This is a genomic window from Odoribacter sp. AF15-53, from assembly GCF_003479425.1.
In the GTDB taxonomy this organism is placed as follows: domain Bacteria; phylum Bacteroidota; class Bacteroidia; order Bacteroidales; family Marinifilaceae; genus Butyricimonas.
The window spans coordinates 363225-381341 of the sequence record NZ_QUHC01000001.1 but is presented as its reverse complement, the minus strand read 5'-3'; the positions used below and the strand labels follow the sequence as shown (position 1 = coordinate 381341).

10 protein-coding genes are annotated in these 18117 nt (G+C 42.0%); 3 read left to right on the top strand and 7 right to left on the bottom strand.

The genetic code is table 11. The features are described from left to right. Positions 1-31 precede the first annotated feature (31 nt). The 7 genes from DWW52_RS01515 to asnA form a co-directional block, all read right to left on the bottom strand. Entirely contained in the window at positions 32-943 is a 912-nt protein-coding gene (locus DWW52_RS01515) for a hypothetical protein (protein ID WP_148315307.1), read from the bottom strand. Positions 944-957: 14 nt separating this feature from the next. Beyond that, a complete protein-coding gene (locus tag DWW52_RS01510; protein WP_118713705.1) occupies positions 958-2397 on the bottom strand; it encodes a RagB/SusD family nutrient uptake outer membrane protein in 1440 nt (479 codons plus the stop codon). 12 nt (positions 2398-2409) lie between these two features. Further along, positions 2410-6003, bottom strand: a complete 3594-nt coding sequence (locus tag DWW52_RS01505; protein ID WP_118713704.1) for a SusC/RagA family TonB-linked outer membrane protein — start codon at positions 6001-6003, stop codon at positions 2410-2412. Between the two features lie 79 nt (positions 6004-6082). Further along, positions 6083-7207 carry a FecR family protein gene (locus DWW52_RS01500; RefSeq protein ID WP_148315306.1) on the bottom strand — a complete coding sequence of 375 codons (1125 nt, stop codon included), beginning with the start codon at positions 7205-7207 and terminating at the stop codon, positions 6083-6085. 453 nt (positions 7208-7660) lie between these two features. Continuing rightward, positions 7661-10441 carry an ATP-binding protein gene (locus tag DWW52_RS01495; RefSeq protein WP_233556647.1) on the bottom strand — a complete coding sequence of 927 codons (2781 nt, stop codon included), beginning with the start codon at positions 10439-10441 and terminating at the stop codon, positions 7661-7663. A gap of 93 nt (positions 10442-10534) precedes the next feature. After that, complete coding sequence (locus DWW52_RS01490; protein WP_118713702.1) at positions 10535-11005, bottom strand: RNA polymerase sigma factor; 471 nt, start codon at positions 11003-11005, stop codon at positions 10535-10537. A 247-nt stretch (positions 11006-11252) separates the two neighbouring features. After that, positions 11253-12287 (bottom strand): aspartate--ammonia ligase, encoded by a 1035-nt coding sequence (asnA, locus tag DWW52_RS01480; protein WP_118713700.1) that lies wholly within the window; start codon positions 12285-12287, stop codon positions 11253-11255. A 259-nt stretch (positions 12288-12546) separates the two neighbouring features. Between asnA and DWW52_RS01475 the strand changes: the two genes are divergently transcribed. From DWW52_RS01475 to DWW52_RS01465, 3 genes are all read left to right on the top strand, one after another. Then, positions 12547-13098: an RNA polymerase sigma factor gene (locus DWW52_RS01475; RefSeq protein ID WP_118713699.1), complete on the top strand. Its 552-nt coding sequence runs from the start codon at positions 12547-12549 to the stop codon at positions 13096-13098. A gap of 121 nt (positions 13099-13219) precedes the next feature. Further along, positions 13220-14365, top strand: coding sequence for a FecR family protein (locus DWW52_RS01470; RefSeq protein WP_158582450.1), 1146 nt, complete (start codon positions 13220-13222; stop codon positions 14363-14365). A gap of 168 nt (positions 14366-14533) precedes the next feature. Next, positions 14534-18112 (top strand): SusC/RagA family TonB-linked outer membrane protein, encoded by a 3579-nt coding sequence (locus tag DWW52_RS01465; protein WP_233556645.1) that lies wholly within the window; start codon positions 14534-14536, stop codon positions 18110-18112. Positions 18113-18117 lie beyond the last annotated feature (5 nt).

Genomic DNA, 18117 nt, shown 5'->3' with positions numbered 1-18117 from the left:
AGCACACTCTTGTTCCAAGACTTTCCTTCAATCACTTTTTTGATTTATACGTCATCGTACGGTAATCAATCCCGAAATCATCTTTCAACGCTTGATCCAATATATCATGTGCTTTTTTTAATTTCTCGTGATCCGCAATAGCTTTATCTATAGTTTCCTGTGGAGTAGTAAATAAAAACTCAAAAAACTTCTCCAAATATCCGGCTTTAGAAGAAGACATGGCATATCCCCATTCCATAGTCCAATTATCTCCAAAATTCCAATCCCATTTTGCGGTAGGATATCCTTTTTCCCAAACAAGATTCATATCCGCAACATCTTCTTCTTTTGCTCCCGGAAACGGATACCACCAATTCTCTTTCTTGCCGAACTCCTCATCTGTCGGGTAAAGATAAAACTCCTCCGGAACCATCCATCCAATCTTTTTCGTACAATAATCCAAAAAAGTCTTATTCCAACTTCTTGAGAGCGTTTCTTTTTCTTCTTCACTCATATCCAGACTCCCATCATTCACCAAAAAAGCGATATAATAAGTAGTAGTATAGATATTGACATATTGACCCGTGTTAAGATTTTGTATCGAATCCGCTACAATTATCGCATTCGGAAACAAATTATATTTCACATCATCACGATACCCGTTAAGAAACATTTCTTCTATAAACTGCAATCTCTTTAAAAGACTCTCTGTTTCCTGCTTAGGTTGAACCATGTGTACATCATTCTTCGACTGGAAGTTAAACATATAATCTGCCGTATCCGGATCTAAGATCAACAATTTTCCATATTTACAATAATATTGAGAAAGATACCGCACCACGGGGTCTGTTGACGTTGTATCGTAGACTCTTCCATATTCCACATATTCGGCATGAATTGTCTCATCATCAAAACATCCGACAAACAACAGTCCACACCACAAAAACATTAATACTTTTTTCATAACTATTCTTGCATTTATTTGGTTTGGATTTCAACCCGTTTCGGTTGCTCTATTTTATAATTACGTCGTTGAATATCCAACGGTAACGGCAATACATAATTCGGACTCTCCGCTTCCAAAATATATGTAAAGTAAGTTCCATCCATACTGAAATTATAAAATTTATGTTCTATCACCAATCCCCAACGTCGAATATCAAACCAACGAATATCTTCAAAACAAAACTCTTTTCTTTTTTCATTACGCAGATACGTTCTAGCATCATCTACATTCGTAGCCTCCAAATGTCCGCTCCCATCTTCCAAGCGTTTCGAATAAACCTCATTAATATCTTTCATTCCCAACTTCCATTCACCTTTCTCGATATAGGCTTCTGCTCGATTAAAATAAATTTCTTCAACCCTATAATTCATATCTCCACATCCAGATGTCGATGCTCCATATTTCCGAATATTGTGTTTATTACCATCCCATGAAACATTAGGATATTTACGTATATCATTACTCACAAATAGCGCAACCAAATCCTCTGCCGGACAATATCTACCAGAACTATAGTCCGAAACAGAAGAGCCCGGATAACCGTCCCGATTAAACCAGGAAAAAATCATACTATTATTATCCTTATTCAACATCGGTTTTTGACTATCCTGATAAGTTAACATCTCGCTCACAGGAATAATGGTTCGCATTGTTTCTTTCAAAGCATCATTACAAACCGTAATCACATCATCGTACCTCTTTTGCTCCAAGTAAATACGCGACAAGAACAAACGGACGACATCTTTATTGGGACGGAAAATAGTATTCTTTTGCTCACCTTGCTCTAAATGCTGCAAAGCGCTTTTCAAATTTTCTTCTATCAATCCATACACTTCACGCAATGTAGCCCTCTCGTATAATTCATCTTTTATACTCGTTTCCTTATTAATAGGTACACCCATGGCAGTTCTGGCCTGTTCCTCACCACGATAAGGTTCTCCATACATATTCAATAAATACCAGTAAGACATCGCCCGAAGCGCTTGTACTTCTCCTAACAAACGATGTTTTACACCTTCCGCATCATCCGCAAATTTATTAACATCAGCCTCAATGATATTACACATTAACACCTTGTGATAAAAATGTTCCCAAGCGGGATCAATCTTTTCATCTCCTTTAGGAGTAATCTGACTCTCTTTAGCCCATCCATACCAATTCTGATATGATTCCCGAGTATCTACCGTACGATCCCCTATCCACGAAGGAACAAATGTTCCAAAATCATCACTCATGATCCATAAATTATAGCATGAGGCACCCATAGATTGTTGTATCAATTCTCCCAATACCAGTTCGCTATACTGATCCAATTCATCTGGTATCACCTTGTCGTTATCCTTGTAGTCGAGAAAATCACTACAAGAGATACACATAAAATATAAAGAAATTATATATACTATCTGTTTCATCTCTTATCTCAGTTAAAAGGTTACATTCATTGTAAACGAATAGGTTTGTTGAGGAGGAATCGTCCCTGACCCCATTGTCACTTGCTCCGGATCACGTCCATGCAACCCTTTCGGTTTGATCACAAAAGGATTACTCACAGCTAAACTCATGGACAATGATTTCAGATATAACTTTCGAACGATATCATTATCAAATGAATAAGATAACGATAAGGATTTACATCGTAAAAAGTTTCCGGAAACCACCCGCATGTCTGCATTATTATACATTTGCCAATAATTTGATGACACGTTATTCATAATATCCGTTTTATTTATTGGATTATCCCCTCCCCTGTACATTCCTGCTACGGAATAAAATTCATCTGTCAATGCAGGAATATTAGTGTACTTCTCATCCCCCGGTTTCCTCCAACGTTTCACGAAATCAGATCCCATATTTTGCCCGGGATAAGGGATTTTAAAACTACTCCCTTGGTACAAATCGTTCAAACGTATCTTGGAACCAATAGACAATACAAATGTTGTATTAAGACTCAATTTTTTGTAATGAAACCCCATGGATAAACCACCCGTAAGATCCGCTTCACGTTTTCCACTATACGCCATCGCTGAAGCAAAAGCTTGTTCTTGGGTAGTAATCGTTACATTTCCGTCTGCATCATGATCCTCCAAACCCAAATATGTTGGAATCCCATTTTCGTCTAGCCCCCCGAATCGATAAGAATAGAAGGAATTTAGTGAATACCCATCTTTTACCAGTGTACCGCTCAAATATTCTCCATAAGACACACTTTGATTTGCAGTCGTAGCAACTTCATTATACGTTTTACTCGTATTAAATGTAAAATTCCATTTAAAATCTTTCGTTTTAATCGGGGTTGCAGATAATCCCAATTCCCATCCCCTATTTGTCAAATCACCACCATTAATCGTGACTGATTTCGCTCCATTCGTACTTGTCACCTCCAAAGATAATAATTGATCCTTACTCTTTTTACTCCAAGAATCAAAAGATCCCGAAAGCTTTCCTTTAAACAAATCGAAATCAACAGAAATATTAAAAGCCTCTGTTTTTTCCCATTTCAATCCCTTGTTCGGCAAAGACTGAAGAGTTGCTTTGTATTCTTCTGAATTTGTATCAAAAGATCCCAAAGAAATAATCATATTAGGATTATGCGCATCCGTCACATTCGCTTGAATACCGTAAGAACTACGAATACCCAAATTGGAGATTACATTTAATAGCGGTTCCATAAAACGCTCATCCGTCACGTTCCATCGAGCGGATACGGACCAAATAGGTAAAAATCGAGCCTGTTCTCCCAACTTGTTAGACCCTTCCCCACGAATATTGGCACTCATGATATATTTACCTTTATAGGCGTAAGACAAAGATCCATAATAAGCAATACTATTATTCGTAGCATCCGTAATCGTAGGCTTCATCTGTACCATTCGCAAAGCGGCCTCTCGCCAATCATCCAACCGTGATATTGACACGAACTTCTGCCCCCGTTCCGGTAAATACCCCCAATCTTCCTTTTTATACCCCTTTGCTTTTTGGGATTGCATATCCAAACCTCCTACGAGAGATAGGCTATGTACATCATTAAATGATTTATTCACACTGAAAGAAACCCGTGCTGTAAAAGAATCGGCCTCGTTCGTATTTGTATTCAATATACCTCCATAGGGTATCTGGCAGACATTATTTCTATAATTATCCAAATTTTCACCCAATTGATTTTTATCATACCCGTAAGGTAATTGCCGATAAGTAGAAACCATATAACTACGTTCGCCATACCAACTTTCACGCTTTGTAGAACTGGTATTATAAGACAGAACCGCATTAGCCGACAACCAAGACGCAAATTTATAATCTAAATTAATGTTTGTATTAACACTTCTAGTTTTATCTTCAGCCCCAGAATGATGCAATTCATTAAATACATTATACGGTAAAGGGATATCGGTATACCCGGCCTCGTAATCATAGAAGAACCAACTACCATCCTCATTATATGCCGGAATAGCGCGAGAAGTATTGAAAGCATATTGTAACAAGTCCACAGAAGGACGATTCGTTGTCGTTATACTAGCTCCCAACATAACTGTTGCACGGAAACGATTCGATATTTTAAATCCCATGTTCGACATAAAACTAAAGCGTTCCTCTTGCTCCTGTAAAGGAGCTCCTTGCTGATCGGCATAACCTGCAGAAAAATAAAAATCAACCCGTTCATTCGCTCCCGAGACAGACAGCGTGTGCTGATGACTAAACGAATTACGGAACAACAAATCAAACCAATCCGTATTCATCTCTTTCATTTTTTGCACTTCATCAGAAAATTGTTTCTGATTGATCATTCCACCACGTAACTGATACAAAGCACCTTCAAATCCGGCATTCGTGGGAGAAAAACCCACAAATTCCAATCCCCTTCGATAAATCTCCTCTGAAACCTCGATTCTTTCCTTAGAATTCATCAAAAACAAATTATCATAACTCGGCCTCTCTATAAAATTCATCGAATTACTATAACGAATGGAAGGCGCTCCCGGTTTTCCCCTCTTCGTGGTAATCACGATAACACCATTAGCCGCTTTCGTCCCGTATAATGCCGTGGCCGAAGCATCCTTTAACACATCGATACGTTCGATATCCTCCGGGTTCAAACCGGAGATAGCATTACCAATCAGATTCACCTGATCCATACTGTTCAACTGTGCTGCATCCAAGGGCACGGGATCTTGTAAAACCACACCATCCAACACCCACACCGGCTCACGATTACCAATAATCGTGGAAGAACCACGAATACGAATTTTCGGAGCCGCCCCCACTGTCGAGGTCATCTGCATTACTGACATCCCCGGAACCTTACCCTGCAACATCTGGTCAATAGAAGTTCCCACCGGTTCCATGATATCTTCCGCTTTCAAAGAAACAATCGAAGAAGTAGACTCTCTTTTTTTCAATACTTGAAAACCTGTTACAACAACCTCTTCCACCTCGTTCATCATCTCCTTCATCTCCACACTAATCGGAGTTTCCGATTTTACAAACACAGTCTTTGTTTCCATCCCCAGGAAAGAGAAAATCAACGCGCTGTTCTTCGCCACCTTGATCTGGAAATTTCCCTTGTTATCCGTGGCCGTACCCGTGGCGGTACCCTTGATAAGCACGGCCACTCCCGGAATCGGATTTCCCTTCTCGTCCTTCACGACACCTTTCGCCACAATTGATTCGTCTTTCTTCACTTCTTTAATCGTGATCAGGTTCTTCTCGATCTTGTAAACCAAATCGGTTTCCTTGAAAGCCTCGTCCAATATTTGCGCCACCGTGGCTTTTTTCAAATCCATCGTGATCTTTTTCTTACAAGCATCAATCACGGCCGTGGAATACACCAAACGATAATCATGTTTTTTGATAATCTCCAAGACCTCTTTCACGCTGGCTTCCTTCACGTTGATGTTTATCTTGCCTTCCTTGTTTTGAGCGTAAATCGGTAGACTCAAACACAATATAAAAAGGCATAATAAACCTTGAAGGGGAATTTTTTTGACATGACTTCCCCAGAAATCAAACATTTTTTTCATACATTTGTAAATTAGAATTTAACATTTGTGCCTTCTAGGAGGCTTTGAAAAAGGCGAGTGTTGGTAGCACTCGCTTTTCTCATCTATACACGCTTACTGTTTTTCCGCTTATTTTAAATTTGACATTACTTACTTCCGACATCACTTCCAAAATCCCATTCACCTCGGCATACTTATCTATCCGTACGAAAAACTTCTCGCTCTTCGTTTCCGGGGTCTCATAAAACACGGTAAAACCGTACCATTCGGCCAACTTATCCATGATTTGTTCCAACTCCACGTCCCGGAACAAAAACATGTTATCCTTCCAACAGATAATCTCTTCCACGTCCTCCACGTCCATGACAGGTATCTTACTCACGACTTCACCGACTACGGCCTGTTGATTCGGTTGCAAAATCACCTTGACATTCCCTTTCTTCACTTGCACGCCCCCTTTAACCAATGTCGTGGCCACCTTTTGATCCGTCAAGTACTTCACGTTAAACTGGGTTCCCAAAACCCGAATATCCCCGTTCCCCGTGTGGACAATAAAAGGACACTTCTCGTCTCTTGCCACCTCTAGATATACCTCGCCGCTTTTTAGATACACCTCCCGTTTCTCTCCGACGAATACCACGGGATATTTCAACTCTGTCTCTTCGTTAAACCAGACCTTCGTGCCGTCCGCCAAGACCACGTGATATTCCCCGCCTTTGGGCACCATCACGGTATGATACTCCACGGTAACCCGATTTTCCGGCGAATCATTTTTCGAATAAACCAGTTCATTACCGTCGCTCGTGGCGTTCGAGGTAACCTCTCTCTTCCCCTCTTCACGGGCTAACTGCAACACGGAGCCATCATTCAGGACCAACACGGGTTGTTTACGAACCGGGGCAGATAACTTCTCTTCAATTTGATTCCGAACCACCGTAATAGGTTCCGTCGGTTTACTAGTACTCAGTAACACGTAAGCCACAACAGCCAAAGGCAGTATCAATATTGCCGCGTAACGTACCATCTTCATCACCCGATTCGGTTTCCTTCTCGCGGCAACAATCCGCTCGTGCAAAACCTTACCCGTGATCGTCTTCTTCATCCGCCCATACGCCTCGTCATCAATATGCAGCTTAGCGCGTAATTCTTCCAGTCGCACCGCCTCATCTTCCGACAAACAATCAAAGATATCCTTCGTGATTAATTTATTTAATTCTTTCATCATATTCTCTGTCTCTGTATCCGTGTTACACACGAAACGGGAAAATGTATGAAAAGAAATTAAAGTTTTAACATTTATTACTATTTATCTCTTTTTCAGCTCGAAAATAGAATCTTTTTCCACCATTATTTCGTGTTGAGCCTCGTATTACCTTCACATTTTCATGTAATAGCAAGTTTAATTAACCATGAAACAGGTAAAATATTTTGAGCCTGTTTAAATTTCTCTCAAATTCAGGGAGTATATGCCCCCCCCTTTGAGATGAAACTGACCTCGGCAATCTCACCTCAATCGCTACACTTGAACAATAAAGAAATCCCTACATAACACTAACGGAACATAGACCGAAATATGTGTTTATGCTATGTTAGTGTTATGTAGTTGTTATGTTCTTGATCAAGAGAAAGGGTAACTCAACCATAAGTCACAGAGAGCAATGAACAGGACTAAAAAAAACTATTTTATCGCATGTGTGAACCAAAACCGAGAACCCTTTCCCGGTTCGGATTCTACCCCGATACGCCCTCCCAATTGCTCCACGATACTCTTGCATATTGACAAGCCTAATCCCGTACCGTGGGCAAAACTGTTCAATTTCACGAACCGATCAAAAATAGTCTTCTGCTTCTCGGGTTCTATCCCCATACCCGTATCCGTGACCGAAACTTCCACCTCTTTCCCTTTCAAAACAGATCGAACAACAATCTCTCCCGAAGTGGTAAACTTGAAAGCATTATTCACGAAATTAGATATCACCTGATGTATCCGGTTTTTATCACTATAAACATGACACTCCCCGGGCCACTTTTCAAAACGAAGTTTCACTCCTTGCGGAACCTTCATTTGTAAGGAAGCAACAACATCCTCGCACAATTGATTTATTTCCACGTTATTATACACCATTTCAAACGTCCCCGCCTCGATCTTCGACAAATCCAGTATATCTGAAATCAATTGTAATAACAATTCGTTATTCTCCTCCACGATACTGATATACTGCAACTTTTCGGTCTCTTCCTGAGCGTAAGCCAGCAAATTGGAGAAACCAACAATCGCATTCAACGGGGTACGAATCTCGTGACTCATGTTTGCCAAAAAAGCCGATTTCAGTCGATCCGATTCTTCCGCCTTATCCCTGGCCTTAATCAATTTCGCCTCGGTTTCCTTCAACTCCGTGATATCATAATTAATGCAGATCATCTCTATCATCCCATCCTGCGGGCGATAATCCCGCACAAGCACGTTTACCCGGGTCCAAGTGTAATGCCCGTCAGCACGACGAATACGCATATCATGCCTCAAATGCGACCTTTTCCCCGATATAACATCCGCCAAGAAAGCAAGCATCAAAGCCCGGTCATCCGGATGAAAATGGGCATGCACCCCGATAATCTCCGGTAACGGTGTACCGCTCTCTTCCCCCACGTTCCTATACCAGCTATCCAAACCATACCCGTCCCGCGTCAAGGCGTTAAAGTGAGCGTAACCGACCATCGCATAATCCCCCACCAAGGTGAAAAAATCCTTGAATTCCTGAATCTGGTTATACGCTTGGGTCTCTTCCGTACGATCTAGATTGATCAACAAATAATTGATCAAATTATTTTGCGCATCATACAACGTCGTTATTTTCGTCAGTAAATTAACCTGTCCCTTTTTACTTGTTGGGTAAAGCCCGTTCAATTTAGAGAAATCATAGACCAGCGTGAAACTGGCATTTTCCCGGTTCCTGATTTTCTCCTTCATTTCTTCCGGTAAAAGAGTGATATCAAACAAATTAACTCCCAGAGCGTCCTCTTTCTTCTCCAGTCCGAAAATCTCAAGTTCTTTTTCATTCAAATCTACCAGGTAACCGTCCTTGTCATACAACTCGATACCTACCGGAAGATTCTGGTATATATTACGCAATATACGCTCGCTACGATCCAAGGCTTCATGGGCTGAGAACGTGTCGGTCATGTCCGAGAACATCAACACGACCTCATCTTTACACGGAGAATACATCACCGAATGGAAATATTTTCCCATCTCCTCCAACCGGTAATTCATATCCCGTGCCACTCCCTCACGTACCACGCGTTCCAAATCGGGCAAACGTTCCTGAAAATGGGGATCGACATCACTAGCATACTTACCAACCCAACTCTCTCCCTCCGAGTTGTAAAGTGTATGTGCCATCCGGTTCGAATCCAGGAACACGTAATCCCTCACGTGCCCCCGTTCGTCATAAAACAACTTCATACGCACGTAACCCACCGGCATGTGCTTATACAAATCGGCCAGAAAATGCTTCTCTTTCTGGGCCTTTTCCTCCGATTTGCGGAGTTCCAGACAAATACTAATAATATTCGCCATCGAGGCAAACCACTGGTAATCCTCATTTTTCCACACGTGCGATTTATCCAGAATATCAATACCGGCATACCCCGACACGCCATCCTTCGAAAACATCGGCACGACAAGCGAAGATTTCACCCCTTGCCATATAAGGCGTTCCTTTTCCACGTTGGCCTCTTCGGGCAATTCATCCAAACTAGCAAGAATAATCGGGGAAGCCTCCTCGGATAATTGTTTCGTCCACCAGGGAATACTGCTCATCGGGAAATCATCCATGTAATCTTTCTTCTTGAATGACTTGTAATTTCCCGCCTCGTACTGACAGGTCTGCGTGCGCCGTTCCCAGTCATACTCGACAATATAAGTACATCCCTCGGGATAATGCTGCATAATATCCCCCAGGATCTTGTTGATAACACTGCTCATATCCCCGGAACGGAGCAATGAAAATAACGAACGGGAAATACTATTCTGTTGAACGAATAAATTATTCACCCGTTCCATAGCCGTCTCTTCCGTATCCATCATCTCCGGGATATCCAGACACTCCATAAAACCGTATGTTTTCATGTTTCCCTCTGCATCGATCTCCTTGGAACACAACTTCACCCGCACCCAAATCACGTTTCCTTTCACCTCGATCGGGTAAATCTGATCGTACACGTTTTGGGTTTTACCAAAACGGAATTCATAAGTCGTACGTAAACGATAATCTTCCCGGATCAAACGGCGGAAATCCGCGAAACTAATAATCCCGTCTTCACCCAAACCCAATAAATCCCGGAGAAAATCAGAACAGATGTAACATTCTCTACGAAAGTCTGCTTCCCACCATCCCATACGTGCTTTATTCAATAACTTTTGAATACATGCACTATCGAACCGACCATTATTATCCACGCTCTTTTATTTTATGTGTAACTAACGCCTACTGATGCAAAAATAATAAAATATCCCATATCAATATTCTTTATTCAAAAATAAACGCAAGAATCAGATTTCCTTTTTCAATGCCTGTCGGATCTTCGCGTAAGCCTCTTTTTTATAATGACGTACAGTATTATACTCCATCCCGATCTGTTCCGCAATTTCCCTTGTATCGTAGCCTTGCAAGGACAACTCCAATATCACACGTTCCGTGCGCGGAAGGCGGTCGATAAACTCGTGCATGTAGTCGTGAGTATCCACGACAATAAACTCTGTCATTAATTCAGGCGAAATATCCATGTAGACCGGGCGGGAATTACGTATAAAATTCAAGCATAAATTCTTCACCGTGGAATAAAGATAAGAACGTTGTTCAGACTCGTTCCGCTCTTCCACGATTTTGTTATAGCCGTTCACGAAAGCCTGATGCACAATGTCCTCTGCCTCATCAGGGCAATAACGTGCTGCATAAACACGTAACTCATGCTTCAACTTGCAATAGAGTTGAGCGATTATCTTCTCTCGTTCTTCTGTCATATATAGCCGACCCCAACGAAAACCTCATTTCCCGACATAATCAATAATAGAAATAAACCTTCGTTTAAATATAGTCATTTCTTCTATAAGAAGAATTGCAGACAAAACAACCGTATTAGGTGTATATTCGTGATTTTGAGGCAAGAATAAAAAATACATTAATTTTAGCGTTTGTGTGTTATTATTGCTATTTTTGAGCATCACTAAACGAACCATTAATGATACAAGAAATTCACTCCGGCAAAAACTAAAATAGAAAGACTCCAGCCTGTTCACAAGCCTCGATCACATCAGCCGGCCATATGCCGGCCTGAACTTCCCCGATATGACATTTTCCGAGTAACAACATGCAGAGTCTCGATTGCCCGATGCCCCCTCCCATAGTTTGAGGCAACCGGCCTTGCAACAAGAGAGAGTGAAAATACAACTTCTCACGCTCTTCACATCCTCTTACCCGCAATTGATGTCTCAAAGATTCCCGATCCACCCGTATCCCCATGGATGAAATCTCCAACACTGCATCCAACACGGGGTTCCAAACGAGAATATCCCCGTTCAACCCGGGTAATCCATCCTCTCCCATCCACGACCAATCGTCATAATCCGGCGAGCGATCGTCATGTAAGGTTCCATCCCCCAATTCACCCCCGATTCCCCGGATAAACACGGCTCCCTGTTCCCGGGTGATCGCCTCCTCCCGTTCTTTAGGTGAAAGAGCAGGATATTTTTGTCTTAACTCCTCCGCGTGAATAAAATAAATCTCCTCGGGTAGAAACGGGGATAAAACCGGGAATCGCTCGCTCAATAAAAATTCCGTACGTTTCAATGCCGCATAAATCCGTCGCACGCAAGTGTAAAGTCGCTCGACATTACGCTCTTCGGGGGTAATCACCTTTTCCCAATCCCATTGATCCACGTAAACAGAATGAATATTATCCGTCACCTCGTCCGGTCGCAAAGCGTTCATATCCGTGTATATCCCCATCCCCGGTTGTATATGATGCCGCCAAAGAGCGTAACGTTTCCATTTTGCCAGCGATTGCACGATTTCAGCCTGCCCATCTCCCTGTCGCAACGAAAAACTCACGGGGCTCTCCTTGCCGCTCAGATTGTCATTTAACCCCGTGCCGGACAGCACGGCCAACGGTGCCGTAATTCGTCTCAATTTCAACTCTGCCGCCAAGGCCAGTTGAAACGTATCCTTGATAAATTTAATTGCGTGTTCCGTCTCCCATACATCTAGCGAGGAACGATAATCTACCGGTAAAATCAAATGTTTCATAAGTTCAAAATTTTAAGAAAATAAAAAAGCCCCCCGGAAAAGGGAGGCTACAGGTTAAAAATAAATATCTTAAATCAACGCCATAACTTTCCCTTTCGCAATCGACGATTATTGCAATTATTCAAAAAGTTTATGTTGGCATTCAATCTCATATTCTGATCTGTTTGAATTGCAAATATACATAATCTGACCATTTAAACCAAGAAGATTTCCGGTTTTAAACTTTTCATCATATATTTGTGTGGACAAAATTCCCGACATGAGCGACTGTATAAATGGTATAAACACTTTCAAACAACTTTACACGGATTATTTCCAAGCCGTGTGGGGATTTTGTAACACTTATCTAAAAGACAGGGAACAATCCATGGATGTCACCCAAGAAACCTTTTTCAAACTATACGAACGTCTCAACGATTCTTACACGAAACAAAACGCGATCGCATTCATTTACATCACGGCAAAAAATATATGCATGGATATCCTGAGGCACAATAAATTCAAGCTGGAAGATGCCGAACAATTGAAGGAAGTATTGCCATCCAATGACTCCTTCTTGGACGAAATTGCCAGCCAGGAAATGATCCGGTGCGTACGATCGGCCATAGATCAGCTCACGGGACGCAGCCTCGAAATCGCAAATCTATCACTTGACGGGAAATCCAACCAGGAAATTGCCGACATGCTGGGCATCTCCATTAACTCGGTAAAATCTCTCAAAAAAGAGATGTATACCAAACTGCGAAAAATCATCGGACACGACTATATCGTACTCCTTTTCGCGAAACACATGTTGCACGTTGAGCAATAATCATCATTCTTTTTGAAAAAAATCAAAAAATAGACTCACCCGCTTTTCCTACTCATCCGTATTCAAATAGGAAATTGCATATTCCATATAAATAAACGAAATCGGAAACATGGAAAAAGACATGCTAACAAAATTAGAAGTTGCCCGACTGGTTGCCCTTCAACGTTTGGGAATTCTACCGGAGGCGAAAGAACAAAAACTTTCGGCATGGGTAGAACGAAGTGAAAGGAACCGGGCTTTCTACGAACAATTATATAAAAGACCACTGAGCAAGGATTCCACCCCTCCTTCGACAGAAGAGGGATGGATTTCATTCGAGAAAAAATATAACATCGGCAAAAGAAAAAGTCGGTCACGTCATGGGATCATCTACCGAATCTCTGTAAGCGCCGCCGTGTTACTCTTTGCCATAACAGGCTCGTTCTACTATTTCTCACGATCGACAAAAGAAATCATCGTCACACCACAACCCGCCTCCGCCGTGCAACTGGTACTAGAAAACGGGAATAAAATCACGCTCGACGATCAACCTTCCTCTATCCTAGCTTTACACAAGAATGCAAAGCTTCATGCGGGGAAACAGGAGATTGACTACGCTGCCGCAGAAAAAGGACATGTTCAAATAGAAGAAGTTTACCACACGATCATCGTTCCCAAGTACGGGGAATACACGGTACGATTATCCGACAACACGATCGTGAAACTTAATTCCGAGAGTACATTAACTTTCCCAGTACAATTTAAAGGACAGGAACGAAAAATCCTCCTGACAGGAGAAGCTTACCTGGAAGTAACACGTGATACCACACGACATTTCATTGTCGAAGCAGCCGGAACAACAATCGCCGTACTGGGAACAACGTTTAACGTGAAAGCCCCCGGAACGGATTCTGAAGTACAAACCACCCTCGTGAACGGTAAAGTGGAAGTCGGTAACGGGATCACAACACGAATTATCCGGCCTGGGGAACAAGCCATTACCCTGCCCGGTAATGCAGAAATAGAAGTAAAAAAAGTGGACACGAACGTCGTTACCGCTTGGGTTCGGGACATGTTCTATTTCGACGAGCAACCGCTTGAACAGATCATGGAAGAACTGTCTCGCTGGTATGAATTTGACGTAGTTTTCGAAAACAATGAATTAAAACAACGCCGGTTCACGCTTGAAGCCTCCCGGTACGAGAATATAGATAAGGTACTTGATCTAATCGAAGCAACACACGTGGTCAAGTGCAGGAAGGAGGGTAAAAACGTATACATCAGATAATTTATAAAATAGAAATGGGACATGTTCGTAGCACGTCCCATCGCTATAATTCATAAACACTCCCCGGTCAAAGCGAGTGTCAGTATAAATCAGTAAAACAAAATTATGGAAAAAGATTGTTTTATTCACGTTTGTGCGCGTGAAAAATTAAAAAAACTACTACTAGTTATGAAATTAAGCAGCTTGTTCATGCTATTATTCTGCGTGAATCTGTCCGCCGGAGTCCACGCCCAAGAAGCGAGATTGTCGGTCGAAGTAGAGAACTGTAACATCCGGGAAATTATCCGGATCATTAAACAACAGAGCGATTACACGTTTGTCTACAACGTGGAGGAACTGGATCACATCGGCTCGATCACGTTGAAAATGAAAGACTCTGACGTGAGAACCATTCTTGAAGCCTGTTTAAAAAACAGCGGGTACACGTATTCGATCCTCGATAAAGTAATCGTAATCCGAAAAATTGAAATTCCGCAAGAACAAGAAATCAAAAAGATCCGGGGTGTTGTCACCGACAAACAGAAATCCCCCCTCCCCGGTGTGACGGTCATGATCAAAGGTACAACCATCGGCGTGGCCACCGACAAAGACGGAAAGTTCCAAATCGTATCCCCTAAAGATACTTCTAACATCGTTTTGTTAGTTTCTTTCGTGGGGATGAAAACTCAAACGGTAACTTACAAAGGCCAAGAAAACCTTTCTATCGTGCTGGAAGAAGATTCACAAGAGATGGACGAAGTGGTCGTGACGGGTTATCAGGTGGTTGATCGTAAAAAAAATACAAGTGCTGTATCTACCGTAAAAATGGATGATATCATGATTCCCGGAGCAACTTCAGTAGACCAAATGCTACAGGGACAAGTACCGGACTTAATGTTCATGAGCAACTCTGGAGAAGTGGGTGTCGTACCCAAATTACGTATCCGGGGAACTTCTACCCTAATCGGTAATCGTGAACCCTTGTGGGTGGTAGACGGTATCATCGTACAGGATCCCGTAAATATTAGCCCGGAAGAGTTAAACGACCCGGACTACATCAATCGTATCGGTAATGCCATTGCTGGATTGAACCCACAAGATATCGAACGTCTGGATATACTAAAAGATGCAGCAGCCACCGCCATTTACGGGACCAAAGCTGCAAATGGTGTTATCGTCATTACAACGAAAAAAGGGCAAGTAGGTCGACCGATTGTTCGTTATAACATGACAACCACTCTTAGACAACGCCCACGTTATTCCGATCGAAAAATAAATTTGATGAACTCGAAGGAACGCATACAATTCTCCAAAGAACTTTTTGATGATCACTATGTATATAATGATTACGTGAATCTTGTCGGTTTCGAGGATTTAATCTTTAAACTTTACAACGGAGCCATCACTCCGGCCGAATTTGACAAAGAAGTGGCTCGTATAGAAACCATGAATACAGATTGGTTCAAATTGCTAACCGAGGATAGTTGGTCTCACTCGCACACGCTAAGCGTATCGGGAGGTTCTGAAGATGCCCGTTATTACGCTTCTATTGGTTATTCCCGTGACAACGACGTAATCAAGGGGAACAAAAACGAACGTTATACCGCAGCACTCAACATGGACGTGAACATGACGAAATGGCTCACGGCCTCGTTCAATATGAATGGGAATGTATCCAATCGGGACTATTATCCTCAAAGCATTGCACCCATGGACTACGCCTATAAAACCAGCCGTGCAATTCCCGCCTATGACGAAAACGGAGAATATTATTATTACAAGAAAAAAGTTACGACCAGCAACTTCACTGAATATAATTATAACATACTCAATGAACTGGAAAACAGCTCCTACGAACAAGAAGGAACCGGATTAACTGTAACAGCCAATTTACAATTCAAATTCACGGACTGGCTGAATGCTAATGCCGTTGTATCCTATAACACATCCAATACCACACAAGAAGAATACTGGGGTGAAAAAACTTGGAGAGCGAGTACTTTGCGAGGCACGGAATACGGTGTTGCACTAACAGAAGATGACAAAGAGTACAGCGAAATGCCCTTCGGAGGCGAGTTACAACACTCAGAAACTCGTAATAATTCTTACACGGTACGTCTACAATTAAACGCCAATAAATCTCTGGGGGCAGAGCAACAGCACAACATTTTTGCCAGTGCCGGTTACGAAATGAGTTCAACGACGTACAAAGGGTACAATAATACCTCTCGCGGCTATTATCCAGACCGGGGAATGAGCTTCGTGCAAAACATCGCCCTAGAAGACTATGCGAACTACAGAGACTGGATAGCAGAACATACTCCATCATTAACAGACGATCTAACGAATATCATATCCGGTTATGTATCGGCCTCCTACAGCTATAAAGGTTGGTTCACCCTCAACGGAAACGCCCGTGTTGACGGAAGTAATCGATTTGGGGATCAAAGCAATAACCGCTTCAACCCGATCTGGTCACTTTCTGCCAACTGGAATTTATCAGAGATTAACTGGTTGAAACGTAACTGGATTGATTTCATCACACTCAAAACGTCATTCGGTTATCAAGGTAACATGCTCAATTCCGAATCTCCCGTGATGATCATCTCGAAAGAACCGCTCGACACGTATTACAATGAACAGACAGCCACGCTAAAACAAAATGCCAACCCAGACTTAAAATGGGAAAAGACCAGTTCATACAACCTGGGGCTAGATTTTTCGCTTTTCCGGCGCAAACTGATGGTAGAAGCTTCTTATTATTTGAAAAAAACGAAAAAAGCTTTCATGTCCAAAACAATCGCTTCAATGAACGGTATAAACAACAACACATTTACCATCAACCGCGGTAACGTGAATAACAGCGGTTACAGTTTTGCCCTCACAATCTCTCCTTTCGACACGAAAGATTTTCGCTGGACCTTATCCACTTCGTTCAGTCGCACGATTAACAAACTCAAAAACGATCCGGCAGCCGACACGTACGAGTTAAATGATTTCCTTGACGGCACAGCTCTCGTAAAAGGAAAAGCAGTCGGGACTTTTTATTCCTACAAATTCACGGGCTTGAGTCCTGTAGACGGGGGTCCCATGTTTGATGACATGGGTGATGAATATGACAAACTGTTAAATTTGAGCAAATATGAAACCTATACCCGTCTATTAGAAGCTTCCGGACGACGAGAACCCATCATGTCGGGAGGATTAAACACGACCCTCCGTTACAAAAAACTCCGGATAAGTGGCTCATTTGCTTATAGTTTAGGTAATAAAGTCAGACTTTTCGGTATGTACGGGCAAGCATCCGGTTCCAACATAGACCTGACGACCATTTACCCGGAACGAAACATGGATCGCATGGTGATGAATCGTTGGAAAAAACCGGGAGACGAAAAGCATACCACGATTCCGGCAATTATAGGTAGCGGACATCCCTCTTATAATAAATACAGCAGCCACTGGTCCACAACAATAGATGGTATTCAAAAAATTGCTTACAGTGCATGGGATATGTATGATTACAGTAATCACCGTGTTGTGAGCGGCAATTATTTGAAATGCAATAACCTCAGTTTCACCTATGAATTCGGGACCGAGCAAATTTCAAAAATCGGCATGTCTCGTTTGGAATTAACCCTCTCAGGTAGTAACTTGTTTACTATTTGCTCAAAAAAATTGAGAGGACAAGCTCCCACACAAAGCGGATTTGCTGAAATTCAGTTGTCCGACCGTCCCACCTATTCTATCAGTTTAAATGTATCATTCTAAATTCC